This is a genomic window from Rhizobium sp. USDA 4016, from assembly GCF_056279705.1.
This window is the reverse complement of sequence record NZ_JBWCCY010000002.1, coordinates 367573-393243: the sequence shown is the minus strand read 5'-3', so window position 1 is coordinate 393243 and position 25671 is coordinate 367573. Positions and strand designations below refer to the sequence as shown.

General features: G+C 57.7%; 22 protein-coding genes and 5 pseudogenes. 6 read left to right on the top strand and 21 right to left on the bottom strand.

The window, feature by feature from the left end; all coding sequences use genetic code 11:
* Positions 1-5: 5 nt before the first annotated feature.
* A pseudogene (locus ACZ9DP_RS02790) lies at positions 6-110 on the bottom strand (VapC toxin family PIN domain ribonuclease); the annotation flags it as partial.
* 73 nt (positions 111-183) lie between these two features.
* Entirely contained in the window at positions 184-1152 is a 969-nt protein-coding gene (locus ACZ9DP_RS02785) for an EamA/RhaT family transporter (RefSeq protein ID WP_476200142.1), read from the bottom strand.
* Positions 1153-1386: 234 nt separating this feature from the next.
* Between ACZ9DP_RS02785 and ACZ9DP_RS02780 the strand changes: the two are divergent.
* Positions 1387-1566 (top strand): annotated as a pseudogene (locus tag ACZ9DP_RS02780) (tyrosine-type recombinase/integrase); the annotation flags it as partial.
* Between the two features lie 58 nt (positions 1567-1624).
* Positions 1625-2017, top strand: coding sequence for a hypothetical protein (locus tag ACZ9DP_RS02775; RefSeq protein WP_476200141.1), 393 nt, complete (start codon positions 1625-1627; stop codon positions 2015-2017).
* A 181-nt stretch (positions 2018-2198) separates the two neighbouring features.
* On the opposite strand, the gene ACZ9DP_RS02770 is transcribed toward ACZ9DP_RS02775, so the two are convergent.
* The 3 genes and pseudogenes from ACZ9DP_RS02770 to ACZ9DP_RS02760 all read right to left on the bottom strand — a co-directional run bounded on the left by ACZ9DP_RS02770 (position 2199) and on the right by ACZ9DP_RS02760 (position 4010).
* Positions 2199-2612 (bottom strand): PIN domain-containing protein, encoded by a 414-nt coding sequence (locus tag ACZ9DP_RS02770; protein WP_476200140.1) that lies wholly within the window; start codon positions 2610-2612, stop codon positions 2199-2201.
* Positions 2609-2857 (bottom strand): type II toxin-antitoxin system VapB family antitoxin, encoded by a 249-nt coding sequence (locus ACZ9DP_RS02765; RefSeq protein ID WP_476200138.1) that lies wholly within the window; start codon positions 2855-2857, stop codon positions 2609-2611. The genes ACZ9DP_RS02770 and ACZ9DP_RS02765 overlap by 4 nt, the downstream gene beginning before the upstream one ends.
* 237 nt (positions 2858-3094) lie before the next feature.
* Positions 3095-4010: pseudogene (locus ACZ9DP_RS02760) on the bottom strand (nucleotidyltransferase and HEPN domain-containing protein).
* Between the two features lie 81 nt (positions 4011-4091).
* Here ACZ9DP_RS02760 and ACZ9DP_RS02755 point away from each other — a divergent pair.
* On the top strand, positions 4092-4391 hold the full coding sequence (locus ACZ9DP_RS02755) for a hypothetical protein (protein WP_476200137.1): 300 nt from the start codon (positions 4092-4094) through the stop codon (positions 4389-4391).
* Positions 4392-4552: 161 nt separating this feature from the next.
* Here ACZ9DP_RS02755 and ACZ9DP_RS02750 read toward each other — a convergent pair whose 3' ends face one another.
* From ACZ9DP_RS02750 to arfA, 6 genes and pseudogenes are all read right to left on the bottom strand, one after another.
* The gene (locus ACZ9DP_RS02750) at positions 4553-5476 is read right to left on the bottom strand and encodes an ArsR/SmtB family transcription factor (RefSeq protein ID WP_476200136.1); all 924 of its coding nucleotides are present in this window, start codon (positions 5474-5476) and stop codon (positions 4553-4555) included.
* Between the two features lie 164 nt (positions 5477-5640).
* Positions 5641-6465, bottom strand: a complete 825-nt coding sequence (locus ACZ9DP_RS02745) for a carbohydrate ABC transporter permease (protein ID WP_476200135.1) — start codon at positions 6463-6465, stop codon at positions 5641-5643.
* 3 nt (positions 6466-6468) lie between these two features.
* Positions 6469-7302 (bottom strand): carbohydrate ABC transporter permease, encoded by an 834-nt coding sequence (locus tag ACZ9DP_RS02740; protein ID WP_476202177.1) that lies wholly within the window; start codon positions 7300-7302, stop codon positions 6469-6471.
* Between the two features lie 102 nt (positions 7303-7404).
* Positions 7405-8674, bottom strand: a pseudogene (locus ACZ9DP_RS02735) (ABC transporter substrate-binding protein).
* Positions 8675-8816: 142 nt separating this feature from the next.
* Positions 8817-9902 (bottom strand): ABC transporter ATP-binding protein, encoded by a 1086-nt coding sequence (locus ACZ9DP_RS02730; RefSeq protein WP_476200133.1) that lies wholly within the window; start codon positions 9900-9902, stop codon positions 8817-8819.
* 61 nt (positions 9903-9963) lie between these two features.
* Positions 9964-11484 (bottom strand): arabinosylfuranosidase ArfA, encoded by a 1521-nt coding sequence (arfA, locus tag ACZ9DP_RS02725; protein ID WP_476200132.1) that lies wholly within the window; start codon positions 11482-11484, stop codon positions 9964-9966.
* Between the two features lie 439 nt (positions 11485-11923).
* Between arfA and ACZ9DP_RS02720 the strand changes: the two genes are divergently transcribed.
* Complete coding sequence (locus ACZ9DP_RS02720; protein ID WP_476200131.1) at positions 11924-13837, top strand: potassium transporter Kup; 1914 nt, start codon at positions 11924-11926, stop codon at positions 13835-13837.
* A gap of 256 nt (positions 13838-14093) precedes the next feature.
* Here the strand turns inward: ACZ9DP_RS02720 and ACZ9DP_RS02715 are convergent, their stop codons facing one another.
* The 6 genes from ACZ9DP_RS02715 to ACZ9DP_RS02690 all read right to left on the bottom strand — a co-directional run bounded on the left by ACZ9DP_RS02715 (position 14094) and on the right by ACZ9DP_RS02690 (position 19753).
* Positions 14094-14705 (bottom strand): flavin reductase family protein, encoded by a 612-nt coding sequence (locus tag ACZ9DP_RS02715; protein ID WP_476200130.1) that lies wholly within the window; start codon positions 14703-14705, stop codon positions 14094-14096.
* A gap of 1 nt (position 14706) precedes the next feature.
* The gene (locus tag ACZ9DP_RS02710; protein WP_476200128.1) at positions 14707-15450 is read right to left on the bottom strand and encodes an aspartate/glutamate racemase family protein; all 744 of its coding nucleotides are present in this window, start codon (positions 15448-15450) and stop codon (positions 14707-14709) included.
* Between the two features lies 1 nt (position 15451).
* The gene (locus ACZ9DP_RS02705; RefSeq protein WP_074072894.1) at positions 15452-16273 is read right to left on the bottom strand and encodes an ABC transporter permease; all 822 of its coding nucleotides are present in this window, start codon (positions 16271-16273) and stop codon (positions 15452-15454) included.
* A gap of 1 nt (position 16274) precedes the next feature.
* Positions 16275-17189, bottom strand: a complete 915-nt coding sequence (locus ACZ9DP_RS02700; RefSeq protein WP_476200125.1) for an ABC transporter permease — start codon at positions 17187-17189, stop codon at positions 16275-16277.
* Positions 17190-17343: 154 nt separating this feature from the next.
* Complete coding sequence (locus ACZ9DP_RS02695) at positions 17344-18642, bottom strand: ABC transporter substrate-binding protein (protein WP_074073178.1); 1299 nt, start codon at positions 18640-18642, stop codon at positions 17344-17346.
* Positions 18643-18670: 28 nt separating this feature from the next.
* Complete coding sequence (locus ACZ9DP_RS02690; RefSeq protein ID WP_074072896.1) at positions 18671-19753, bottom strand: ABC transporter ATP-binding protein; 1083 nt, start codon at positions 19751-19753, stop codon at positions 18671-18673.
* 265 nt (positions 19754-20018) lie between these two features.
* On the opposite strand from ACZ9DP_RS02690, the gene ACZ9DP_RS02685 reads away from it, so the two are divergent.
* Positions 20019-20732, top strand: a complete 714-nt coding sequence (locus ACZ9DP_RS02685) for a GntR family transcriptional regulator (RefSeq protein ID WP_074072897.1) — start codon at positions 20019-20021, stop codon at positions 20730-20732.
* 61 nt (positions 20733-20793) lie between these two features.
* Here ACZ9DP_RS02685 and ACZ9DP_RS02680 read toward each other — a convergent pair whose 3' ends face one another.
* The 3 genes from ACZ9DP_RS02680 to ACZ9DP_RS02670 form a co-directional block, all read right to left on the bottom strand.
* Positions 20794-21801, bottom strand: a complete 1008-nt coding sequence (locus ACZ9DP_RS02680) for an alpha/beta hydrolase (protein WP_476200123.1) — start codon at positions 21799-21801, stop codon at positions 20794-20796.
* 306 nt (positions 21802-22107) lie between these two features.
* Positions 22108-23346 (bottom strand): hypothetical protein, encoded by a 1239-nt coding sequence (locus ACZ9DP_RS02675; protein ID WP_476200122.1) that lies wholly within the window; start codon positions 23344-23346, stop codon positions 22108-22110.
* A gap of 42 nt (positions 23347-23388) precedes the next feature.
* A complete protein-coding gene (locus ACZ9DP_RS02670) occupies positions 23389-23700 on the bottom strand; it encodes a hypothetical protein (protein WP_156886661.1) in 312 nt (103 codons plus the stop codon).
* 432 nt (positions 23701-24132) lie between these two features.
* Here ACZ9DP_RS02670 and ACZ9DP_RS02665 point away from each other — a divergent pair.
* A pseudogene (locus tag ACZ9DP_RS02665) lies at positions 24133-24583 on the top strand (IS630 family transposase); the annotation flags it as partial.
* A gap of 22 nt (positions 24584-24605) precedes the next feature.
* Here ACZ9DP_RS02665 and ACZ9DP_RS02660 read toward each other — a convergent pair.
* Positions 24606-25661 (bottom strand): glycosyltransferase family 4 protein, encoded by a 1056-nt coding sequence (locus ACZ9DP_RS02660; protein WP_476200120.1) that lies wholly within the window; start codon positions 25659-25661, stop codon positions 24606-24608.
* Between the last annotated feature and the right edge of the window lie 10 nt (positions 25662-25671).

Genomic DNA, 25671 nt, shown 5'->3' with positions numbered 1-25671 from the left:
GCTGCTTAACGTCGTGGCCAAGGATTGATCACCTTAACCCCGGCGGCCTCGAAGGGGCTCGTGTTTCGAGTTGCGACCGCAAAGCCGTTCGCTGCTGCTGTGGCTGCGAGATTGCGGACATCGCGGGTTAAGGTGATTGCATCTCCGATACGAGCGCCAGTTATTGGTTTTACGTCCCGCAGGTCACTCTTGCGCAAGCAACGTCTTTTCCGATGCGAATTGGCGATCGTAGAAAATCCCCACTGACAGAAACACGCCGGCGATCAGGACGACCATCCCAGTCACTTCGATCGGGGTTGGCCAACGGGCATGCACGACAAGCCCTCCCATTACACCGAAGGCTGTCTCCGAGACGATCAACTGCGCGGCCAGTGCGACAGGCAAGCTCCGTGATGCAATGTTCCAGGCCCAGACGCCGCCCACAGTGGCCAGCAACGCGAAAGATGCGCCCCAAACATATAATCTGCCAGCAGCGCTCCAGCCGAAACCCAATGCTGGAAGACGGAAGAGGTCCATTGCGGCACCGAGGGGATAGAAGGTCAGCATCAAGACGCCGCCTCCGACCAGTATCAGCGCCGACCACACACCAGAGGGCATTTCCGGTCGGGCGGCGAGTGCAGCCTGATTGGCGAGGGCGAACCACACCCAAAGTCCCACGGCAGCGAGCGCCAGCGGCGCGCCGACCCACAACGATTTGACAGAGTTCAATCCTTCGGCCGTGAAGGCCGTGCCATTGACGAGAACAAGGCCGGCCAGCACCAGCGCCAGAGGTAACATAAGGGACCGCCACGGCAATGATCCCTGACGGTGATTGCCAATGACCATCAACACGATCGGCACCAGGCCGAGAAAGGCCGGAGCGATAACCGGGCCGGCAAAGACGGCCGCTCCCGTAACCGTCAGGAAGTAACCGACATATCCGACGAAGGCGAGCCAGATGGCCAGTAGGCAGTTCCGAACTGTGAGATGGCGCATTATGCGTTTCTCGGAAACCAGAATGTAAACCCCGACGAGAGCTGAGACGACATGACGGATGAGGGCAAAATCAAAGGTGGAATAGTCACCGATGATGAAGGGGACAACGAAGTTGAGCGAAAAGGCAAAGGCTGCAAAGAGAGCGGCTGACACACCAATATAGAAGAGTCTGTCCATAATCTTCACCCTTTCGAAGTTGCTTCAGTGAACCTTTGATCCCCGTGACGCCGACAGTGTCGGTTAGCGACCAAGCGAAACCCTTGATCGAATGGGCGGAAATTACTGGCCGCGAGCCTTGGCCGGTACCCAGCGAAAATGAGAACCACCCTCTCGGAGGCTGATCTGAACGGCAGGCCCATGAAAGTGCGACGCTCTCGATCCTCCGTTTCGTGATCTTCATCGGGTCGCAGAAAGTCCGCGGCCCTTGCCGCCGGCCTGCATGGCGACCTCGGGAAGGAAGAGCGGGCGGCCAAATTCTCCCCGCATTCGCTGCGCGCCGGCCTGGCCTCCTCGGCCGAGGTCGATGAGCGTCATGTGCAAAAGCAGCTCGGCCATGCGAGCGCCGAAATGACCCGCAAATACCAGCGCCGTGCGCCTCCCACTACGAGCACGCATGTCGGCGCCACGGCAAGTGGCACGGACAGGAGGTATGGATTTGCCGAAAACGTTATCAGTACCGGGGCGGACAACTCACTGTTGTCTTTGGAGCATCAAGAATGCCCTCAGGGAGGCTGAAGCGGCCATCGCCTTGGCACCGAACGATGCCTTCATGGTTGGCGTGCTGGCCGAAGTCGCAGCTGCAGCAGGCGATATCGACAAAGCCCTATCATGGACGGACTTCGGCATCAGGAATGATCCAGCCAGCGAAGTTCTCTCGTTTACAAAGGGTTGGGTGCTGACAGTCGGCGTCAGGTATCAGGAATCGGACGAAGCTATGAAGCCGCTGGGAGACTGGTCCGCGAGCATCCCGCTTGTCAGGTCGATCAATGCGGTCAACTCGGGAAGATCGATGAAGCGAAGAGCCAGACAAAGAAAGCTTTAGAGCTTGATCCTAGTCCTCGCATTCAGCATTGGAAAACGAGAACGCTTGCTCCATGGCAAGTGAGACTTTTCCGGTCATTGCCAACATCGCCGCGGCGGATTGCAAATCAATCTTGCCTAAGCCCGCTGGCCGATTAAGGCCCCTCCCCTTCTGACGCTTATAGGTGAAGCCTATTTGGACGTCAGAACTCCCACGGGGATATGAGGTCGAGTCCCGTCGTCTCAAAATCTCTAAGATTGCGGGTAGCAAGGCGACCGCCGTTTACCCGCGCTATCGCTGCGATCATCCCATCAGGGGCCGACATACCCCGTCCCTTGCGAGCTGCGTCGCCCATGATCTCGCCATAGGCAAGCGCGGCCTCCTCAGTCAGTCCGAAAATTCGATCCGCAAAACGATGGCGCCACTCGTGTAATCCTTGTTCTAATCGGTCAGCGCGCTGATCCGGCCTAATTTTCTGGATTCCGAAGCAAATCTCAGCGATCGTCACCGTCGGTAATGCCAGTTCTGCATCGAACCGTACCAGCCATGCGATGACCGCCTCGTTGGGTGCCTTTTTTAAAGTCTCGGAGACGACATTGGTATCGAGAAAAATCAAAGCTCGATGCCTCTATGCGGCCGGCGATTTTCGCGAAGGACGGCTTCCAGGTCGATATCCGTCCCGCACTGTGCGCTCAGACGAGAATAGAAGCTCGGAGCGGGTTCACGTCCTGCCTCCCGAATTTCATAGGCTTCGAGTGCGCGCTCGACCACCTCGGCAATCGACCGGTTTTCGCGGCGAGCAAGCCTGTGCGCTAAATCTCGCGCTTTGGAGCTTCGGACAGAAAGCTGCGGTGCGGCCATGACGGTCTTCTCCTTTGAGGCGTCAATATAAGGCCCAACTTCTCTGCCATCAAGATGGCAGCTGATTGCACGCCATCAATGTGACCGCGTTAGCTGGAGTCTACCGCCACACCCGAAAGAGAGCGCCGACTTGGGACGAACCACATGGTCGCCAAATACACGATCTCACTATCGATAAGTAATGCTCATCGTCGATAAGTAATGCTTATCGGAATTGAGAGGGGACAAGCGAACCCATCAATTTTCTTTCCTGAACTCTCTAGATAACACCTGCAGATGCGATCGGCATGCATCTTCTATGTGGCTATGAAGAGCGTTCGCTCGCTGAAGCAACCAGATCAAGGCCTCCTCGGAAATCTCGTAACTATTAGAGTAGCGGGCTTTGACATAAAGCTTCGTTGATGACGTTGAACCAAGCGACGAAACGTTGCCGATCCCGGGGCCAAACTGCTACGAGAGCCTGATCCCGATCCTCTGCAAGCGCTCTTAAGAACACTAAATTGTGTGAGGGAGGGCTGTAGTTCGTGAGGACAAGCAGGAGCGCTGTATACGCTTGCTCGATTGACTGATGTAGAAGAAACGCCGCTTCGTCTGGGCGATGCTTGGACACACAAAACTCTGCGGTTTCAGCAAAAGTACGAGCTTGTGGAAGTCGTTTCTGAAAATGCTCATTTGCAATTCGAAAAGAGTCTTCTGCCGTTAAAGGCTTTGGTTCCGGCAGCGGCTGATCGTCGATCTCATACAGCACCACGCCGTCCTTCCGGATATCCGAAAAGAAATACCGTCCTTCCCGCAAGGCATCGCCGACTTCGCGACGAGAATGAACGATAGGATTGACTAGGGTCTTGATGCCCCGATCGCGCATTAGCCGGTCCTTGACGGCATACCAGTATTCGGGGTCCGTCAGCTTCTTCGTATTGACGATAATCAAGATATCGTAGTCCGAACGGTAGCCCTTCATCGTATGGGGCTCATCGACCCAGGTGCCCCGCGCGTAAGACCCGAAGAGAATGATCTTACAGATGCGACCCTTCTTCTTGAAGTCCGCCTCCCCTCCCCTCAAAGCGTCTTCGAATTCCTCGTGGATGATCTCGACAACGCGTGCCAGTTCACGCTGTTTCTTTTCCGGCAGATGATCGAGGCTCGAATTCATCAAGGGCAAAACTCCCGTTGAATCACTTTCTTAGCGCATCCTCTGACCTGCGCGCCACCGCAATTTCTAAGGGGAAATGGCATGGATCTGATCGATTCGCGATCATTCCGCTCGCTTGAGGTGTGCGTGTCGATATCGCCGATCTTCTTCGTCCGACTAGCCGCCCGAGAAACACTTTGCTTCGATACCGGCTCACCCTGCCCATTCTTCTTCACACCAGCATGGGCTGTTATTAATGGCCGACTTCAGGCAGGCCGCAGCTACCGCCGTCACTTCGCGTTGAAATCCTTCATTCTGCATTGTCCGGCTGTAATGCCCCAGGAAAACGAAAAAACTGGCGACAGCGTTTTCAACTTCTCGCACCCAGGAGCGGGAGCGTAAGTGTAAGCATCGGCGGGATGCTCTTAGTTTCCAGCGCCGGACGGGAACTTTTCTCCAAAAAGCTGCGTTTGTTTGCTGTCACCGAACTCGAGCAAGTCGATGACATTCATGGGGCTCGCCGACATGACAGGAGGCGGGCCCCTTCCGTTTCCAGGTTTGCCTCAAAAATAGATCGACATCACCAGGTCCTGGTCGAAATCCCCGAAGCCCTTGCCAAAAATATTCATGCCGCCCGGATTGTCCGCCTTCTCGTCAATGCCGATGCGAAAGCGAATGGAATGATGATCGGCAATGCCGAGCGAGGCAATCGTCTGTGTCGAGACCATCGCACCATCGATCCAGGTTCCCTTGTCGTCGATCGTCCAGGTCTTGAGCTTGCCGTACTGCGAGCCGCTGAGTTTCCACCAAGCCGGCGAGTACATGCCGCGCCGGTCGCCGAAATCGCCCGGTGACGTCCAGTGGCCGGCCTTGATGCCGTTCACCCAGATCGAGATGTCGGATGGCCAGTTGGCATTGGTCGCCGGCGTCTCGGAGCTGAGCTCCGCCGAAAACTCCACCTTGCGGATCTTCCGGCCCGTGACCTTGGCATTGTTCGGAAATTTGTACTCCACATAGCCGCGGGTGAACCACAAAAGTGCGGCCTGCATGCGTTGCGGGTCGAGGAAGACTTCCTGCACGTCCAGCATGCCGATGACGTTGTTGACCGAGCACAGGCCGCAGGGCGCCTCCGCTTCGAACTCCGTGAAAAGCCCGATCGGCATGCTGACGGTTACGACGTCTTCAGCAGACTTTGTGCCACTGGCGTCGAAGCGGATCAAAATTTCGTCGTAGATGCAGGAGCAGACCTTCTGATTACCCTTCGTCGCCTTCATCGTCTGCGTCTGGATCAGCCCTGCCTGTTCCAGCGCCTTCAAGTTGGTCGCCGCCGTCGATTGCGGCAAGCCCATGTGACCGGCGATGTCGTTCACATTCAAGGGACCTTTCTGGCGCAGCAGGTTGAGGATTTCGATACGCGTCGTTGAACCGAGGGCCTGGACCACTTCGGCATCCTTCATCGGATCGACGGTTAGAAGCTTAGTCTCCATGCTCTACTACTGGTTCTCCAGTCTTTCTCGGCTGTACTTCGCTGATACCATGCAGGGTTGCCGGTGTCGCCGCCTTTTCTATAGGTGCCGGCCCGCGCCACGGGAGAGCTGCCGCGGACCGGCTGGGCCTTCTCACCTCGGCCCGAAAGGTGTTCTTCACTCGTCTAGCCCTTGATGCCGGAAGAGAGCATCAGCGCCTGCGTCACGCGCTTCTGGAAGAGCAGATAGGCAACTGCGACGGGCATGGCGGCGAGGATCGCGACGGCCATGTCACGGGCATATTTGACGCCGAAGGCATCGCTGATCTGGGTAATGCCGACGGTAACCGTCATCATGTCCTCCGAGCTCGTGACAAGGAAGGGCCACAGGAAGGCGTTCCAGGCCATGATGTAGGTGATGATCGCAAGTGCCGTGGTAATTCCCCAGTTCAGTGGTAGATAAAGCTTGAAGAGGATCTGGAATTCCCCGCAGCCATCTAGCTTTGCCGCTTCGCGCAGTTCCTTTGGAACGGAATCGAAGAACTGCTTGTAGACGATGACAACCACCGGAACGATCAGTTGCGGCAGGATGATGCCACCCCAGGTGTTGATCAGGCCCAGCCGGTGCATAAGCACGAACTGCGATACCACTAGAGCCTGCGACGGCACCATGAAGCTCGCGAGGATGATGCCATAGAGCAGTTTGCGGCCCGGAAAGACGATCTGCGACAGCGCGTAGGCGCACATCACGCTGATGACGATCACGACGATCGTGACGGTGACCGAGGTCACGATCGAATTCATGTACCAGGTGGCGAGATTGGTATTGAAGAGCGCAAAGTAATAGGCCGAAAAGTTGAAGACGTCCGGAATGAAGGTCGTTTTCGATACCACCTCCTGCTCGGGCTTGATCGATGTGACGACCGCCCAATAGATCGGGAATGCCCACATGCAGGCGATGCACAGGGTCAGGACGAGAAGCAGCGCGTTGCCGATTGTCTTGCCGGGCATGTGTCAGCGCTCCCTTACGCGCAGAAGCTGGTATTGCAGGACGGAAACGACGACGATTATTAGGAAGAGCATCACCGCAACCGCCGAGCCCACGCCGCCATGGTTGAGGCGGAAGGCCTCACGGTAAACGAGCTGCAGCAGCACATAGGTGGAATTGAACGGTCCGCCCTCGGTCATCAGATAGACCTGATCGAAAATCTTCAGCTGCAGGATAAGCTGCAATGTGAGAACGAGCGCGGTGACGGGCCAGATCAGCGGCCAGGTGATGCGGCGGAAGCACTGGAGGCGCGTCGCGCCGTCAAGCATCGCAGCCTCATAATAATCCTGCGGAATGTTGCGCAGTCCGGCGATGAAGAGCAAAAGGTTGAAGCCGTTCGTCCACCAGACCGTGACGAGGGCCACCATCGGCATCGCCCAGACGGGGTCGCGGAAAACGCTGACGCGCTTGCCGGTGAAGAATTCGATGATGTACTGCGCGATGCCGAACTGCTGGTCGAGCACCCATTGCCATATCTGCGTCACGACCGAAACCGGCAGGATATAGGGAATGAAGAAAAGCACGAGTATCAGGCTCTGCAGCCAGCCCTTCAGACGCACGACCATCAGCGCCAGGCCAAGGCCGATCAGCGTGTTCGGAATGACGGTCAGCACCACGAAATAGCCGGTGTTCCACACAGACGTATAAAAGAGCTTCTGGCCGAAGAGCTTCACATAATTGCCGAAGCCCACCCACTGGCCCTCGCCGATCAGTGGCGCGTCGGTGAAGCTCAAGGCAAACATCTTGTAGACCGGGTAGGCAAACACGACCAGATAGGCGGTCAGAAACGGCGCGATCATAATGATCGCCGTCAGCGTCTTGCCTCGTCTTTCACTTCTGAACACTAAGCCCCTCCTTCAAGCGCAGACGCCGGCCGGAGGGTCGCTCCGGCCGACGAATTCTCACATCTGGCTCTGCAGTTCTTCGCGCATCTGCTCGATCGCGTCTTCCGGTTCGAGCTGCCCGTTCAATGCCGGAACCACGAAGTTCTGCGTCGCTTCGTAGATCGGGCCTGCGACGCCTGCGAGTTTGGAGACCGGATCGAAGACAGCCGTGTCTGCGAGCTTCGCATAGGTCGCGTTCGGCTGCATTTCCTTAAATTCCTTGCTGTCGGTCACGGGCTTATAGGCCGGAATGTGACCCGCGCTTGCCCAGGAGATGCTGTGCTCGTTCATCCAGTTGATGATCTCGAGTACGATCTTCACCTTCTCCGGAGCGATCGGCCTGGCATCGCTGTTCGGGATCGCGGAAGGAGTGCGAGTCCGCCCAGGTCGCCTGCGTACCCATGAGGTTCGGTATTTCGATGGCACCCCATTCAAAACCGAGATTGCCGTTCTTCTGCAGGTCGACCATGGTCGGCACCTCCCAGACGCCGTTGATATGCATGGCGGCCTTGCCGGAGGTGAAAAGCGCGATCGAGGCTTCATACGAAATCAGTTTCGGCGAATAGCCGGTGGAGACCCAGTGCGCCATGGTCTGCAGCGCCTTGACGCCGGCATCGCCGGGCAGGATCTCGTCTGCGTCGATGAACTTCGCGCCCTGCTGTGAAAGCAGGGTATAAAAGACGCGCCACATCGAACCGCCTTCGTCGGTATGCAGCGACAACGGATACTCGACCTTGCCGGTTGCCTTGATCTTCTCGAGCGCGGCATTGAAACTGTCGAGCCCGTCGAGACCCTTGGGCAGACCGTCGTCGCCCAGCAGCCCGGCCTCTTTCAAAATGGTCTTGTTGTAGTAAAGGACGATCGAATGAACGTCGAAGGGAATGCCATAGACCTTGTTGTCGAAAGTCGCCTGTTTCCAAGCCGCATCGACGTAGTTTTCCTTCTTGATTCCGGCGGAAGCGAGCTCTTCATCCGAAAATGGCCGCAAGATGCCGGTCGGCATGGCAAGCGGATAACGCGACATATGATAGGTCATGATGTCGGGCTGCTGGCCGACGGCTGCGGACGTCTGCACCTTCGTATAGAAGGGAACGCCCCATTCAAGCGTCGTCGCGTTGATTTTGATGTCCGGGTGGGTGTCGTTGAACTCCTTGATGAGCGCCTTCATGCGGATACCGTCGCCTCCGCTTAAGAAATCCCACCAGGTAATATCCGTCTGTGCGAATGCCGCTGCCGAGGGCAGCAATGCGATTGCCGCCGAAACGGCCAGTTTCAATAGTATTTTCACGTCGGTTCCTCCTCGAAAAATTCATGGGTTGTGACCATCGCGTGGTACGAAACGGTCTTGGGCGCAAACCTCCTCCAAGGCCCGCATTCCTCTTCCTGCATTCACTTCCGAAATCCGGGCTCAGACGCCCGAATTGCGGCTATCAGCTGAGCCTCCTGCCTTCGCTGTCGAAGGCCAGCATTTCGGGCACCCTCAAAGAGAGGTTGATCTTTTCCTTGGGCTGCGGGCGCTTGTCGCGGCACTCGACCGTCATTTCCGCGCCACTCGCAGTCAGAATGTGCAGGTAGCCGGTGCCGCCGAGCTCCTCGGTGAACTCGGCTACGGCCGGAAGCGTCACAGTGCCTTCGCCCGCCCCGAGCCCGATATGTTCCGGACGGACGCCGACATGGATAGATGCGCCCGGAGCAACGCCTGCGCGGGTCGGCAGATCGAACGGCTGGCCGGGCACGTCTTCAAGTTCGACCCGCAAGGAGCCCTGCCCCCCGGTTACGACTTTTGCCTTCAGGAAGTTCATCCCCGGAGAGCCGATAAAGCCTGCGACGAACATGTTTTGCGGATCGCGATAGAGTTCGAGCGGCGCGCCAACCTGCTGGACGATGCCGCCTCTCAGCACGACGATCTTGTCGGCAAGCGTCATCGCCTCCACCTGGTCATGTGTGACATAGACCATGGTCGCGCCGATCTGCCGATGAAGGCGCGCGATCTCCATGCGCATCTTTACGCGAAGTTCGGCGTCAAGGTTGGACAGTGGCTCATCAAACAGGAAGACGCGCGGCTCGCGCACGATCGCCCGGCCGATCGCCACGCGCTGGCGCTGGCCGCCGGAAAGCTGGCTTGGCTTGTGATCCAGGTAGTCACCGAGACGCAGAATGTCCGCCGCCGCCTTGACCTTCTGCTGGATCTCCGCTTTTGGCCGGCGCGCGATCGACAGGCTGAACGCCATGTTTTCGAAAACGGACAGATGCGGATAAAGCGCATAGGACTGGAAGACCATTGCCACGCCGCGCTTGGAGGCCTCCCTGTGCGTCACGTCGTCGTTTTCGATGCGGATTTGCCCGCCGCTCGTCTCCTCCAGCCCCGCAATCATTCTGAGCAACGTCGACTTTCCGCAGCCCGAGGGGCCGACAAAAACCGCGAACTCGCCCTGTTCTATCTCGATATCGACGCCATGAATGACCTTGAACGAGCCGAACGACTTGCTGACATTCGTCAGCTTGATACCAGACATGCATCCTCCCGATTGTCGTTTTGATCGGGGCGGCTCCTCCGCCGCCCCGATGGCAATCAGTTCACGCCGAGGCGACAGACAGCAGTATGAAATGATAGGATTTTGCCGGCAGGGGCCCGATGAGCGCACCCTCGTCGGTGATGGAAAGACCTGTGCCCGGTCTTGGGACGATGCGCTCCTGGTTCTCGACCGCGTTCCTGGCTTTCAGATCCTCGCCGGTCATGACGTGATGCTGCACGATCTTGAGACCCTTGAAGCCTTGCAGGTCGACGCTCAAGTCCATCGTCTCGTCGAGGCTGCGGTTGATCGCAAAGAGCGCTATGGTCTTGCCATCGTCGTGCAGCACCGCCGACAGATCGAGATAGGGCACGTCCTGCGCGACCTCGCAGTCGTAAGTCGGGCCGGATGACGACACCGTCAGCGCCGTGCCGCGACCGTATTTCGAGGCAAATTGCAGCGGATAATAAATCGACTGGCGCCATGCCGGACCGCCGGCCTTGGTGAGGATCGGCGCAATCACATTGACGAGCTGCGCCATGCAGGCGATCTTGACCCGGTCAGAGCGGCGGATGAAGACATTGATCAGCGAAGCGACGAAAATCGCATCCTCGAGATTATAGAGCTCTTCGAGGAGCGGCGGCGCTTCCGGCCAATCCCAGCTCGCGATACGCTCGCCGTCTTCCTTGCGGTCGTGATACCAGACGTTCCATTCGTCGAAGCAGATCTTCACGTCGCGCTTCGACCGCTTCTTCGCCTTGATGTAGTCGATGACGCCGCCGATGGTGACGATATAGCGATCGAGCTCGATCGCCTTGGCATAATAGTTCAGCGTGTCGTTTTCTTCGTTGCCGAAATACTTGTGCAACGAGATGTAGTCGACGCTGTCATAGCTCGCATCGAGAACCGTCGCCTCCCATTCGGGATAACTCTTCATCTTGTCGTTGGACGAGCCGCAGACAACCGTCTCCAGGGTCTTGTCGAAATATTTGAAGGCCTTGCTGACCTCGTTGGCGAGGTGGCCGTATTCGGCAGCACTCTTGTGGCCGACCTGCCAGGGACCGTCCATCTCGTTTCCGAGGCACCAAATACGGACATTGTGCGGATCCTTGTAGCCGTGCTTGGCGCGCAGGTCGCTCCAGTAGGTTCCGCCCGGATGATTGCAATATTCGAGGAAGTTGCGGGCATCGTTCAGTCCGCGCGAGCCGAGGTTCATGGCAAGCATCATCTCGGTGTTGGCAAGCTTCGACCAGTCGGCGAATTCGTTGATGCCCACTTGGTTGGTTTCACGTGTTCGCCACGCGAGATCAAGCCTTGTCGGACGCTGGTCCCGCGGGCCGATACCGTCTTCCCAATGATAGGCCGAGACGAAATTGCCACCCGGATAGCGCACGATCGGCATGTCGAGATCGCGCACCATATCAAGAACATCGGTTCGAAAGCCGTCCTTGTCCGCCTTCGCATGGCCCGGTTCATAGATGCCGGTGTAAACGGCGCGGCCCATGTGCTCAAGGAAGGAGCCGAAGACCCGCTTGTCGACGGTCGAAATCGTGAATTCCCGGTTGAGGGTGGCTTTTGCCCGCATGAATGTTCCTCGTTTATTGAATTTGATTTTTCCGCAAGCTAGACTCGAAAATTTTTTATTTCAAGGATTTTGTTTTGTATCAAAAAATCAGTTTCATATGGTAGGCGTGTGCGATTGGCGCACGTATTTGCCGTGATGCGTAACGCCGATTCCACGTATGTGTTGTGCCTTGCTTTTTCTTGGCCACCTGCGCATTTCCACTTCGCATCCGGTCGCCATCGACCGGCGGCGATCCACTTGAAGGAGCGCTGCTGTGACGTGACATTGACCGCAGAAACTGCGATTATGAGCGCCAGATCGAGAGGAACCGTCACCAGGACAATCCGAAGCAGGGATCTCTTTGCACGTTCGCGTCGTTTCCTCTTCGAGGACTTCTTTGGCGGCGGGACGGCGGATAGTCGGCGACGCTTGAACAGCGATCGTCAACCAGGACATAACCTTGACCTCGACGAAGCCACCCAGGAACGGACCCCAAGCCGAAAATGATCACCGGGGACCGGCGAATTTTCCCCTCCTCGTTCTCGGAGCCCTCGGCGTCGTCTACGGCGATATCGGCACAAGCCCGATTTATGCATTCCGCGAAGCCCTGAAGGTCTCCGGTCAGGTGTCAGGAATGGTCGATGGCAAGCAAATTCTCGGTTTGCTTTCCCTGATCGTCTGGGCATTGACTTCCATCGTCGCCATCAAATATGTCGGCTTCGTTTTGAAAGCCGACAACAAAGGAGAAGGCGGCACACTTTCACTGATGTCGCTCGCCCGAGAGAGCCTTGAAGGCAGGCCGGTTTGGGTCCTTGTTCTTGGCATTGCCGGCGCGTCGCTGTTTGTGGGCGATGCCATAATCACCCCTGCGATATCGGTTTTATCGGCGGTCGAAGGCCTCGAAGTGGTCGCCCCGCAGCTTTCGCATTGGGTCGTTCCCGCCACGGTTGTCATCATAACGGTACTGTTTCTCGTTCAACGGTTCGGGACGGGCGGTGTCGCATCGATATTCGGTCCCGTCACCGCATTATGGTTTTTAACCCTTGGCGTCTCCGGCCTTGCGCACATCCTCCAACAGCCCTTGATCCTCTCGGCCATCAATCCGCTTCACGCCATACAATTTCTCGGCACGCATGCTGGAATTTCAGTGTCGGTTCTGGGTGCAGTGTTCCTGGCGGTAACCGGCGCTGAGGCGCTCTATGTGGATCTTGGGCATTTCGGGCGCAAGCCGATCGTCTTTGCCTGGTTCGCGCTGGTGTTTCCAAGCCTGCTTTTGAATTATTTCGGTCAGGGCGCATATGTCCTCAGCCATCCTGAGGACATCGAACATCCTTTTTTTGCAATGCAGCCCGAATGGGCGCAATTTCCTGTGGTCGTTCTCGCGACCGCTGCAACCGTCATTGCCAGCCAAGCGGTCATATCCGGGGCATATTCCCTTATCCGCCAAGCGATGCATCTCAATCTTCTGCCGCGCTTCAGCATCCGCCATACGTCGGAAACTCAGGCCGGGCAAATCTACATGCCCCAGATCAATGCCTTGTTGTTCGTCGCCGTCATCGCGTTGGTGATCACGTTTCGAAATTCCAGCGGTCTGTCCGCCGCCTACGGGATCGCCGTCACCGGTGAGATGCTCATTACCGCTATTTTGCTTTTCGTCGTCGCGCGACGCATCTGGAGATGGCGACGGACACTTGCATTGATCGTAATCGCTCCACTGATCTTGATCGACACCAGCTTCTTCGTCGCCAACGTCGCAAAGTTCGGAGAAGGCGGCTGGGTTCCCGTCGCCGTTGCCCTCACCGTTGCGTTCTTGATGCAAACCTGGATTTCCGGACGTCGCTTACTGACAATTAGAACGAGGGCGGACGAGGTCCCCCTCACGATGATCATCGACAATCTGACAAGGAAAAAGCCATCAACCGTGCCGGGAACTGCAGTGTTTCTGACAAGTGACGTCGAAGGTGCGCCAACTGCTCTTTTGCATAGCATGAAGCACTACAAGGTGCTGCACGAGCACAATATCATCCTCTCCGTTTTGACGTCCCCGTCACCTTATGTCGCCGATGACGAGAAAATCTTCCTTGAGAGCCTGCATCCCCTGTTCAGCCGCATCGTCATCACCTTTGGCTATATGGAGACCCCCAACATTCCCCGCGCCCTTATCCTGGCGCGCAAACTCGGCCTGAAATTCGATATCATGTCGACGACCTTTTTCCTGTCGCGCAGGACGATCTTGCCGTCCGAGAAAGGCGGCATGCCGCTGTGGCAGGATCGGGTGTTCATCGCACTCGCGCACAATGCCAGCAACGCAACTGAGTATTTCCGGCTCCCGACCGGGCGTGTCGTCGAACTCGGGATCCAGGTGACGATCTGATTGACTGTTTTCACCCCTCATCGGCGTGGCGCCTAACATTCCGCTTGCGAGCGCAAAGCTTTTTTTCGTGACGAAGGCGAAAGAGGCGAATGACGCCAAACGGTTCGCCCGTTCGACATCAAAGAGCCGTCAAACCACCCGTCAGAGGCAATCGGGCTTGTCTTCGGCCTTCTTTCCCCCAAGGATCGCTTCCAGAAAATTACCGCTAGCGTCTTGAGATACGAGCAGGGCTTGCTTCTCGCAAATGAACCGCCCGCTACAACTTCGGCGTCAGCATCTCGAAGCGGTCGCGGACGGTGGAGCAGATGTCGCCCCCAAGGCGGGCGATCGCATCGACTGCTGCTGGATCGACGTGAAGGCGCTCCGGATCGACAACACCGTCACGATAATGCGCAAAGACGATTTCACCGAGGATAACCTGGCGCGACTTGCCAAGCTCCAGCGTCATATGCCTGCGGCATTCGAAGGCGGCAGGAGCCTCCGCAATCCAGGGCGAACCGACCTTTTCTCCGGGCATGGCGGTCAGACCCGCCTCCTTCAGTTCGTCGACACCGCGCGCATACTTCGCGCCACAGACATGCATCGCCTCGGCGATTGAAAAGGAGACGATGTTGACGGTGAAAACCTCGGTCATGCGGATATTGTGGGCGGTATCCTTGAAGGACATGTCCGGATGGTTCTCGACGCCCAGCGCCAGGATCGGCGGATCGGCCGAAAGGCAGTTGAAGAAGGAAAAGGGTGCGGCATTGATGCGGCCCTCCTCATCCACCGTCGTCACCAGCGCGATCGGACGCGGAATGATCGTGCCGATCATCAGCTTGTAGCGCTCGCGCTCGCTCAGTGCCGTAAAGTCGAAGGAGATGCTCATCTCAGCTTGGCGTCCGCATCGGGGCAAATCTGCTCATCGCGCCCGTGAAGGCCTTGGGAAGCGGCGAGGCATAGGAGCCGCGCTTGCTGGTCGAAAGTCCGAGCGACACCAGCGCTTCGGCCTGCTTCACGGCCGCGGCGACGCCATCGACGACCGGAACACCATAGATCTCCTGCAAATCGCGCGCGAGATCGGTCATGCCCGCACAGCCGAGCACGATTGCTTCTGCACCATCTTCTGAAAGGGCCGTTTCGATTTCAGCCCGAAGCTTTCCGATGGCACCAGAGCCCTCGTTTTCGAGCTCGAGCACCGGGATGTCGCACGCCCTTACCTTCGCCCGGCCGCCCATGCCGTAGCGGCGGACAAGATTGTCGATAAGCACCCGGGAGCGTTCCAGCGTGGTAACGACCGTGAAGCGTTGCGCCAGGAAGCCGGCCGTCGCTACCGCAGATTCGCAAAGGCCGAGCACCGGCACATCGGCAAAGGCGCGCGCCGCATCAAGGCCGGTGTCGTCGAAGCAGGCGACGACCGCCGCGTCATAGCCTGCCCCCTGGCGCTCCTTCAGCTCCATCAGCAGTCCCGGGATTGCCAGCGCCCCGTCATAATGGCCTTCGATCGAAACCGGTCCCATACGGGACGTGGCAGCGATGATGTCCGTTCCTGTTGCAGCGACAGCGCGTGCGGCGATAGCAGCCTTTTCCGTCATCGAGGCCGTCGTGTTGGGGTTTACCAGCAATATGCGCATGTCATTTGATCTTTGCCTGCCGCCGGCTGAGCATCATCATGATGCCGAGCGCGACGAGGATAATGGTGAAGGAGAAGAGCGTCGTCACCGTTCCGAGCGCATAAAGCACGGGCGTCGTGACGTTCGTCGTCATGCCGTAGATCTCGAGCGGCAGCGTGTTGTAGGTGCCCGACGTCATCAGCGTGCGGGCGAATTCGTCATAAGAGAGCGTGAAGCCGAAAAGGCCGACGCCGATCAGGCTCGGCAGGATCATCGGCAAAACGACGTGCCGGAAGGTCTGCCATGAGCTTGCGCCGAGATCGCGCGCTGCTTCCTCATAGGCCGGAGAGAAGCGATTGAAGACGGCAAACATGATCAGCACGCCGAACGGCAGCGTCCAGGTGAGGTGCGCGCCGAAAGCCGAGGAATACCAGGCGGGCTTCAGGCCGCCCTGCTGGAAGACGACGCCGATGCCGAGCGAAATGATGATCGAGGGGACAACGAGGCTTGCAACGGTCGCATAAAACAGTGCCGTCGAGCCTCGGAATTTCCGGCGGAAGGCCAGACCTGCGAGCAGCGAAACGACGACGGTGACGATCATCACCATCAGGCCGAGCAAAAAGGACCGTTTGAAGGATGCGCCGAAATCGCCGACGGCCTGCTTTTCGAAAAGGTTGAAGAACCAGTGAACCGAAACCCCGTTCAGCGGGAAGGTCAGGCCCCCGTCCGGCCCCTGGAATGACAGGATCAGAACCGCCGAGAGCGGGCCGTAGAGAAAGACCACGAAGACGGCGAAAAAGACCGCGAGCACATAGAATTCGACGGTTCGCTTTTCATGGTTCATCTCAAAGCTCCTTGCGGATGTCGACGACGCGCAGGATGGCGGCGACCATCAAGAGCACGACGACCAGAAGCACGACAGCGTTTGCAGCAGCGGCCGGATACTGCAGCAGCGACATCTGGTTTTTCATCATCAATGCGACCGAAGCGCTCTGGCCACCGGACATGACCTGCACGGTCGAAAAATCCGCCATCACCAGCGTCACGACGAAGATCGTACCGATCGCCATGCCGGGTTTTGCAAGCGGGATGACGACGTTCCAGAGGATTTGCCAGCCGCTGGCACCGGCATCGCGCGCCGCCTCGAACAGCGAGCGGTCGATGCGCATCAGCGTGTTGAAGATCGGCGTCACCATGAAGAGCGTATAAAGGTGCACCATGGCGAGTACGACGGCGAAATCGGAATAGAGCAACCACTCGATCGGCTGCGGAATGAGGCCCATCTCAATCAGCGTCGTATTGACGAGCCCATTGCGGCCGAGCACCGGAATCCACGAGATCATGCGGATGATGTTCGACGTCATGAAGGGGACGGTGCAGACAAGGAAGAGGATCATCTGCGTCGAGGTCTTGCGGATATGGAAAGCCAGGAAATAGGCGACCCAAAAGCCGATGAGGAGCGTCAGCGCCCAGACGATGACGGTGAATTTGAGCGTGTTAAGGTAGATCTTCCAGGTGACCCATGAACCGAGCGTCTCGGTATAATTCATGGTGAGGAAGGCGGGATAGAGCCCCGCAAAGTCGTAATCCCAGAAGCTCACGACCGCGATCATCGCGATCGGCAGCAGGAAGAAGAAACCGAGGATCACAAAGAGCGGCAAGGCCTGGAGATAGGAAATCGCAGCCAGCGGCAGGCGAAAGCCGCCACTTCGAACGCGCTCAGCCTTCTCACTGGGTTGTGCGGAAGCGATCGTTGCCATCTGCCATCCTCTTAGACATTCGCGGAAACCAAAATGGAAGGGATCCGAAAGACCCCTCCCCAGCCCTCCCGCAGAAGGAGGGAGTTTTCTGCCGCAACCTCTCCGGTCCGCTCCTCCTGTCGGGAGGGTTGAGGAGACAAACGCGGCGAACACCTTATGCGGCGATGAACTCGTTCCAGCGGCGGACCATGTAGCGGTCTTCGTCCATGACCGAGTTCCAGCAGGCGACAGCGCCCATGCGGGCCTCGAAGGAGCCGCCATCGCGCACGGCCCCGGCCTTCTCCATGACCTTGCCTTCCGGCGAGAGAATATCGCCCTGCGCCGGCTTGCCCTCGATCCAGTAGCCCCATTCGTCGGCCGACATGAAGCCCTTGGCGGTTTCCATGCAGGCAGAGTAGTAGCCCTGGCGGTTGAGGTAGCCGCCGACCCAGCCGGACGTGTACCAGTTGATGTACTCGTAGGCGGCGTCGAGCTGAGCACCCTTGAGGTGCGAGGCAAGGCCGAGACCGCCGCCCCATGCGCGGTAGCCTTCCTTGAGCGGCTGATACTTGCAGGCAATACCCTTGGAACGGACAGCGGCAACGGCCGGCGACCACATGGACTGGATGACGACCTCGCCCGACGCCATCAGGTTGACCGACTCGTCGAAGCTCTTCCAGAAGGCGCGGAACTGGCCTTCGCTCTTTGCCTTGATCAGGAATTCAATCGTCTTGTCGATCTCTTCCTTGGTCATGTTGCCCTTGTCGGCATATTTGATGTTGCCCATGGCTTCCATGATCATCGCGGCATCCATGATGCCGATCGAGGGAATATTCAGGATCGAGGTCTTGCCCTTGAACTTCGGATCCATGATGTCGGCCCAAGTGGTGATCTCGCGGCCGACGAGATCCGGTCGGATGCCCAGGGTGTCGGCGTTGTAAATGGTCGGAACCATCGTCATCCACTTCGTCGGCTCCTTGGCGAAGGTCTTGGAATCGGCGCCTTCGACGAAGCCGACCGTATGCGGTGCAGTACCCTGCGCAATGACGCTGTCCGGCTTCATCTTGCCGTTGATGAAGAGCGGCACGATCTTGTCGAAATATTTCAGCTTCGACGTATCCATCGGCTGAAGGACGCCGGTCGGAAAGACTTTCTTGGCAATCCAGTATTCGATGTCGGCGATGTCATAGCTGTCCGGCTGGGTGACGGCACGCTGTGCAGCAGCGTCCGAGTCCGTCGCTGTCATCTCAAGCGTGATGCCGAGGTCCTTCTTGCACTGTTCGGCGATCGCGTTGATATTGGAGACGCCGGTGCCGAACTGGCGAAGCGTGATGCTGGACTGCGCCCAAATCGTCGGAAAGCCGGTGATCAGGCCCGAGCCGGCGGCTGCACCGATGGCGGCAGCGCCCGTCTTCAAAAGCGAACGGCGGGACATGCCCTTCTCAGTCTTGGTTGTCTTCGTTTCAGTCGTCATGTCAGTTCCCCTTTTTTGATTGCGAAATTCATGCACGGCCGAGGAGGGCGGCATCCTCCAGGGTCCAACTCAAAGACACCGCATCGCCGATCGATACGGGTTTGGCGAAGTAATCGCCGTCGCTCGCGATGACCGTGAAGTCGTCACTGCCCGCGCCGATTGCGGTGATCTTCACCGAAGCGCCGCGATATTCGATGTTGGAAACCACGCCGTGGAAGCCGAGCGTCTTTTCCACCGGCGCTTCGAGCCGGACGCGATCGGTGCGGATGCCGATATCGATAGGCTCGCCCACCTTCCTGCCCTCACCACGCACGGAAAATGTCTGGCCTTCCGGCACCTTGAGTGTGATCACGCCGCCTTCGGCAGAGACGACACGACCGGATAGAACGTTGTGGTCGCCCATAAAACGGGCGACGAAAGCCGTTGCTGGGCGCTCGAACACCTGGCGCGGTGCTGCCGCCTGTTCGATCTTGCCGTCATTCATGACGACAATCATGTCGGCAAGCGCCATCGCCTCTTCCTGGCTGTGCGTCACATGGACGAAGGTGATGCCAAGCGTCTTTTGAAGCTTCTTGAGCTCCGCGCGCATCCGGATCTTCAGGAACGGGTCGAGGGCCGACAAAGGCTCGTCAAGCAGCAGCGCTTCCGGATCGGTGATCAGCGCGCGCGCCAGCGCCACGCGCTGCTGCTGGCCGCCCGAAAGCTGCGCCGGACGCCTGGTCGCGTAAGCTTCCATCTGCATCAGCTTCAGCATCTCCAGCGCCTTGGCCCGGCGCTCGTCCTTGCCGACCCCCTTCATCTTCAGGCTGAAGGCAACATTGTCGATAAGGTCCAGATGCGGAAAGAGCGCATAAGACTGGAACATCATCGCCGTGCCGCGCTTGGCCGGAGGAAAGTCGGTCACAACCGTATTGCCGAGGCGGATATCGCCCGACGAGATGCTTTCATGGCCGGCGATCATGCGGAGCGTCGAGGTCTTCCCGCAGCCCGATGGGCCGAGGAAGCAGCAATATGATCCAGCCGGAATCTTCAAGCTGATGGCGTGCACAGCAGTTGTCGCGCCATAAACCTTCGAAACGGATGCTATATCGATTTCCGCCGCTTTCGACATCATGTCTTCCTCTGTTCGAGAAAGTTAATGCATCCGCCGTGCCAGTTTCGTCGCCGGAACCAAACCCCATGAATCGCTGGGTTTTTTCGGAAGATCCAAGGGCCGCCCCCAATTTGGCCTTGCTCGACTTGCACAGGAAATAGGCTTTTGTCTGCAATTTATGCAAAGAATCGTATACAATTTGACCCTGTTTTGCTCGCAAATTCCGTTTAACTTTTCTCCCGAAGCTGTCTATCATCGAGGCGATAATCAGGTATCCGATTTCATGAAGTCCACCTCTGACGCAGTTCTTTCGGCAGATGATTCAGCCGAAATAAGCACGCAGCAAATTCGCGATGCGATCCGCGATGCGATCGTCGAGCGGCGCCTTTCTCCCGGCACGAAACTTTCCGAAGGCGATGTCGGAAATCTTTTCAACGTCAGCCGCACGCTTGCCCGCGCCGCGCTCCAGGCCCTGTCCTATGAGGGCCTCGTCAGCGTGGAGAAGAACCGTGGCGCCTTCGTCGCCTATCCGTCCCCGGACGAGGCCCGTCAGATTTTCGCTGCCCGCCGGCTCGTGGAGCCCGGAATCCTGCGCGAAGCGGCCGCGCGCATTACACCTTCGCAGATCCAGCATCTGAGGCAGCTTCTATTGGAAGAGGGCCGTCTGATGAGCGAGCGCGGCCAAACAGCGCGACGCGCAGAAATCAAGGCCTCCGGCGATTTTCACTTAATGCTCGCACAGATTTCCGGCAATGCCATCATGCAGCGCTTCATGGAAGAGCTCGTCGCCCGCTCCTCGCTTGTCATCGCGCTCTACGGTCAGTCGACCGTATCAAGCTGCGGCCACACAGAGCACGGCGATATCGTTGCGGCTATTGAACACGACGATCTCGATACCGCCTGCCGCCTGATGGTGCACCACATTTCTCATATCGAAGCCGATCTAGATCTGCGCGAACGCAAAAGCTTCGGATTGAAGGAAGCCTTTGCGATCTAGGATACGGCCAGCTTGGCGGACGAAGGCGAATAGCGGCTGTCGGAGCATCGCCAACCCGGTTTCATTGCGGTGGTCTATCGGCGAAATGAGCCATGGCAAATTCCGCCGCATCCTGGTTGGACCTCCTGGCTTGGTCGAGCCAGAACGGAAACAGCGACGCCTCATGGAACAGGCCCGGCACGACGTCGAGCCGCACATCGACGTTTGCGGCCTTCAGCTTTTCGAAAAGACGCTGAACATCCCCCCGCAAAGCCTCCTTGTCCCCGACCTGCAGCAGGATCGGAGGAAAACCTGAATAATCGCTGTTTATCGGCGACACGGTTTGAAGCGAGGAACCCCCCTTCCCCGCATATTCCTTCCCCACCTGCTGCAGCCATTCGCGGCTGACGGAAACCTCGTCTTCGCCATGCGCCGGAAACCCCGCACCCTCAAAATCGGCAACCGGGCTGATAGCGATCACGGCAGCGGGCTTCTCGCCGTTCGTGGCGATCTGGCGAAGGGACATTTGAAGCGCCAAGGTTCCGCCGACGGAATCTCCGATCACCACAATGTTTGCCGCCTCGTAGCCGGATTCAAGCAGCCAGCGAAATGCGGTTACGGCATCCTCGACCTGCCTCGGAAAGCGGTATTGAGGCAAAAGCCGATATTCGATCAACAGCACATCGGCAGACGAGGCCTTCGCGAACGACGCGGCGATGTTGCGATGACTACGCAAGGAGCCGCCATAAAAGCCTCCACCGTGGAGATAGAGGATCGCCCGCCTGCCAAGCGGGTGGTGGAGGCGAGCGGGCCAGATCAACTCGCCGTCAACGCCATCGGCATCGACCTGGCGTATCTGCACCCGGGTTGGCTCAGGCGTGGCCCTCATCGCCTCCTCGAAGCGCAGCCTTCGATCGCGAAAATCACTCTTATCGTCCAGAAGCCGAGCGATGATTTCCTTAGCGCGCGATCGCGGGTCCGACTTTGTTGCGCTGGCGTCGTCGGCACGGGCAACGCCGATCGGCGATGATACCAAAAGCAAGCATGCCATCGCCCTGCCAGCCAAACCGGTTTTTGATCGCAATGGCATGAAACTCCTCTCCATCCTCGCCTCGCCTGAATATCAGGGGCTCGCCAGGACTGTAGCGGCAATTGCTATCGTGTAAAGAAAGGGCAGCAGTTGCCAGGAGTATTTGTCCTAGGCCTGCCGCAAGGGGCGCTAAGACCACTGGCGCGATACCGACGATCGCGCCGGCGTCGGCAAATTTTGGCAATGCGGCCACGGCTCATACACCGGTTGCTGTTTGGCCCGGTGCAACGGTCTGCGTCGCTGCAAGCCGGCTCGCCGGCTTGGGACGGTTCGATATGTTGATTGGAATGCATTTCCGTCGATTCTTCACCAGTCAACTGCTTTTCGGGGCAGACACTTAATGTTTGGCGTGTCTTGATTGTGCTTTTGGCTTCCCACGACGAAGCCGAGAAGCGCTCCGGTCTTGATCGAAGCATAAGCGTGCCCGAACAGGCTCGTACTCGCCAAGTATATCAACACGGCGTTCGTGATAAATGGGCGCTCTTTCAAGGACGAGACGCCCGCAGATATGTACAATAGAAGGACGTACCCCAATATTCCAGAAACCTCTGCAAAGTAGAGAATTGCGCTGTCATTGGCATGGGTTTGATCGAAGCCTCCGAACAGCAGCGTCGTCAAGTCAGCTTCCCTGAGTTCCTCGAAGGTCCAGGACAACCGTCCCGCCAAGTCGGCAATGTGCTGATCACCAACCGAGGAAAAATGCAAAACCGCTCCACCTGCGATCACCAGGAATGGCAGCGCAAGGCCCGCTAATCGCGGCAATCGCGCAAGGACCTGCGCCCCTACCGCAATGACGAAAAGCACCCCCAAGGCGGCTCGAACGTCGGACAATATTATGAGCAAGGAGCAGCCAGCGACAGCAAGTATTTTCCTGCCGACTTGAAATCTGTATTCATTCAAATAGAAAATTGCGGCAATACAAGCGAAGTAACCTAGGGACAGAGGCTCGAGAAAGAGGCCGCTGGCGCGATGCGTAGCGTCGCCCTCCCCCGCCCGCTGGGCACCCAAATAGAAACCTGAGACATCGGCCTGGTCATCTATCTTGGCCGCGACCCAGCTTCGTGTGTTCGCATAGTAACTCAGGGGATTGACAATCTTGGCATAAACATCCGGCATGACAGTCTCGAATGTCACCGTAGTCAATACAATTACAAATAGCATATGCATATACCATCTCGGTATTCGCCTGATGGTCGAACCTAAAACAACGAAAAGCGGAATCACCGACATGTCATACAGAATTTTTACATCGGTATAACCGTGATATATTGTCGATATTACAATGCAGGATACTAGCATAACAAACAATATGACTTGATCGGCTGTCAAACGAGGTCGCCGCAACACGACCAATGCGGCAGCACAAAGGGTCGCAAAGAGCTGCACGGCAACGACGTGGATCTCCTGAATATTTGTGACGAGATTGTTGACGATTGCCAGCCCGAAATTCATGACCGTACAAAAAGCTAGGAGAGCGAGCGGAAGAAAATCGCCATCCCACCGAGCCAAGGTGCCTTTCCGATCAGCAGCCGGCATGCCACTCATTATAAAAAGCTCCGTGACAAACCAAGATGGTTCACGCGACCGTCAATCGTTCTTGTCGGTCTTCCGAATTGCACTGAGTGCCCACCCGCTGAAAAAGAACGAAACAAGGAGAATGGCAGGTGCTCCAGTGGATGTGATGATGATGTTGAGACGATAGTCGCTGAAAAGCAAGCGCGCTATACTTCCCAGCAGCAAAACCGTAGCGATGTTCACGCAGGACATCGCTGAGAGCCTAAGAACCGCAGCGATAATCCCACCAATGCAGGACGCAATTAGAAGCCAGTACGTTCCCATGACCTGAGCCTTGTCGTGCCGCATGTCGAACGGCGCACGGACTTGATTGCTAAGGTGCATATTCAACGTCCGGCACGATGCATGCATTAGCGTGACGGCGCAATGGTCGTTCTCATCCGGCGATGAATACGCCCATCCCGCCGATTGCAGACGACGAGCTCGAAGGACTGCGTGCGCATGCGCAACTGGCCCGGCAATCTCTCCGAACGATAGACGCGCGCAGTCCGGCAGGCTCCTAAGCGTCCCTGACACGGGCTTTGGCGGCGCGAGGATGGGCGAACTAGAGGTCGGCGTGACGCCAGTCGCCGATGATTGGGCGCGAACGCGTTTGACCCAAGCGATCGTTCGTTCGACCCCTGTCGGATAGCTCAATGTTGCATCGGGCGATGCGCGGGAGGATGCTGCCTTGGCGCAGGTCGTGGCGTCAGCGTGAAAGACATAGCCCTTGTTGGCGTAAAACTCGTCGGGCTGACGGCGCACCGCCCTTGGCCACACGGCACAACCACGTTGTTTGCAGCTCTAGATGTCGCCTCCGGCTTTGTCATCAGCAAATGCTACAAGCGGCATCGGGCCACCGAGTTCCTCGACTTCCTGAAGCAGATCGATGCGAGCGTACCGTCCGATTTGGACGTTCATATCGTGATGGACAACTATGCGACCCACAAAACTGCATCGATCAAAAACTGGCTGATGCGCCGGCCACGCTACCACGTGCACTTCACCCCGACTTCGGCGTCGTGGATCAATCAGGTCGAACGCTGGTTTGCGGAACTGACCCGCAAGCAGCTCCGTCGAGGCGTCCATACCTCGACAATACAGCTCGAAGCCGACATCAAAAGCGTCATCGCACGCCACAACGAAGCCTTACAGGTGGACGAAATCCGCAGATGACATTCTCGCATCCGTCAAACGCTTTTGTCAGAAGGTCGACAACAGCTTATGACACGAACTTCGGATTCGGGTGACTAGGTACTCTTAGCGTAGATGTTCAGGAGGCGCCGGGCATTAACTTCCCATGAGAATTCATTGGCGACGAGGGCTCTGCCGCCGGCAAGTGCACTCGCAGGAATCCTGCAGGCGGATGCAAGCGACGAGACATAACCATCTTCGTCGTCCAGCTTGAATATCATTCCGGGAGCACCGCGCTCTACCAGCCAGCCGTTTCCACCCACGTCGGAGGCGACAAAGGGCTTTCCGAAGAACATCGCCTCGAGCAGAACCGTTGGGAGTCCCTCCCAGCGCGAACTCAGCACCACCGCAGAGGCGTTCATGTAGGCGGCCATGACCAGAGCCCGATCGGCACGTTCCAGAATATGGACCCGTCCTTCGAGCTGAAGTCGCGAGACGAGTTCTCTAACGGCGGGCAACTCACCGTCGTCCTGGCCGATTAGGACCAGATGATGGTCGGGGATCCTACGATGCGCCCTGACAAGAAATGGGATGTTCTTCACGCGGTGAAAACGCCCGACGTGCAGGACATATGGCTGCTCAAATGGAGGAACTATGTCGCGGGATTTGTCCTCGAGTTCAATGAGCTCGCGCAGCGACACAGAGTTCGGGATTATGACCGACTTTTCCCTGTCCAATCCGTTGCGGATCGAGTCTGCCTGATCTTGCGGGGTCAAGTTCACGACGGTGTCGCAGATCTTCATGGTATGGCGCGTCATCGTGAGATCAGTCACCGCTTTCGCGAGCTTCTTGATGGCGGATCCATCGGGATAGAAGGCGTGCGGCGTGAACACTGTGCGCATGCCAGCCTTGTGGCCCGCCCGGAGGGCCCCGAAAGAGAAGGGATTGCGCGGCAGATGCGCGTGGACGACATCGGCTCCACGGTTGACGAAGGCGCGCAGTTGGGCCTGCGACGGCACCGTCTTGACTGCGAGCCCCTCGAACTGGACGAGCGCGTCACTGCCGGCCGCGCATATCACGACGTCTACGCCGAGCCTCCCCAGTTCGCCAGCAAGGGAGGCGATGTAGCGCTCTACCCCTCCGAGATAACCGAGGAAATATCTATTTGCCATTATAACACGC

Bases quoted from the DNA above. Each gene is read 5' to 3' on its own strand.
- ACZ9DP_RS02785 (WP_476200142.1), bottom strand. From the start codon at position 1,152: ATGGACAGACTCTTCTATATTGGTGTGTCAGCCGCTCTCTTTGCAGCC.
- ACZ9DP_RS02775 (WP_476200141.1), top strand. From the start codon at position 1,625: ATGGATTTGCCGAAAACGTTATCAGTACCGGGGCGGACAACTCACTGT.
- ACZ9DP_RS02765 (WP_476200138.1), bottom strand. From the start codon at position 2,857: ATGGCCGCACCGCAGCTTTCTGTCCGAAGCTCCAAAGCGCGAGATTTA.
- ACZ9DP_RS02755 (WP_476200137.1), top strand. From the start codon at position 4,092: ATGGATCTGATCGATTCGCGATCATTCCGCTCGCTTGAGGTGTGCGTG.
- ACZ9DP_RS02750 (WP_476200136.1), bottom strand. From the start codon at position 5,476: ATGGAGACTAAGCTTCTAACCGTCGATCCGATGAAGGATGCCGAAGTG.
- ACZ9DP_RS02745 (WP_476200135.1), bottom strand. From the start codon at position 6,465: ATGCCCGGCAAGACAATCGGCAACGCGCTGCTTCTCGTCCTGACCCTG.
- ACZ9DP_RS02740 (WP_476202177.1), bottom strand. From the start codon at position 7,302: ATGATCGCGCCGTTTCTGACCGCCTATCTGGTCGTGTTTGCCTACCCG.
- ACZ9DP_RS02730 (WP_476200133.1), bottom strand. From the start codon at position 9,902: ATGTCTGGTATCAAGCTGACGAATGTCAGCAAGTCGTTCGGCTCGTTC.
- arfA (WP_476200132.1), bottom strand. From the start codon at position 11,484: ATGCGGGCAAAAGCCACCCTCAACCGGGAATTCACGATTTCGACCGTC.
- ACZ9DP_RS02715 (WP_476200130.1), bottom strand. From the start codon at position 14,705: ATGAGCATCTCCTTCGACTTTACGGCACTGAGCGAGCGCGAGCGCTAC.
- ACZ9DP_RS02710 (WP_476200128.1), bottom strand. From the start codon at position 15,450: ATGCGCATATTGCTGGTAAACCCCAACACGACGGCCTCGATGACGGAA.
- ACZ9DP_RS02705 (WP_074072894.1), bottom strand. From the start codon at position 16,273: ATGAACCATGAAAAGCGAACCGTCGAATTCTATGTGCTCGCGGTCTTT.
- ACZ9DP_RS02700 (WP_476200125.1), bottom strand. From the start codon at position 17,189: ATGGCAACGATCGCTTCCGCACAACCCAGTGAGAAGGCTGAGCGCGTT.
- ACZ9DP_RS02695 (WP_074073178.1), bottom strand. From the start codon at position 18,642: ATGACGACTGAAACGAAGACAACCAAGACTGAGAAGGGCATGTCCCGC.
- ACZ9DP_RS02690 (WP_074072896.1), bottom strand. From the start codon at position 19,753: ATGTCGAAAGCGGCGGAAATCGATATAGCATCCGTTTCGAAGGTTTAT.
- ACZ9DP_RS02685 (WP_074072897.1), top strand. From the start codon at position 20,019: ATGAAGTCCACCTCTGACGCAGTTCTTTCGGCAGATGATTCAGCCGAA.
- ACZ9DP_RS02680 (WP_476200123.1), bottom strand. From the start codon at position 21,801: ATGCCATTGCGATCAAAAACCGGTTTGGCTGGCAGGGCGATGGCATGC.
- ACZ9DP_RS02675 (WP_476200122.1), bottom strand. From the start codon at position 23,346: ATGAGTGGCATGCCGGCTGCTGATCGGAAAGGCACCTTGGCTCGGTGG.
- ACZ9DP_RS02670 (WP_156886661.1), bottom strand. From the start codon at position 23,700: ATGCACCTTAGCAATCAAGTCCGTGCGCCGTTCGACATGCGGCACGAC.
- ACZ9DP_RS02660 (WP_476200120.1), bottom strand. From the start codon at position 25,661: ATGGCAAATAGATATTTCCTCGGTTATCTCGGAGGGGTAGAGCGCTAC.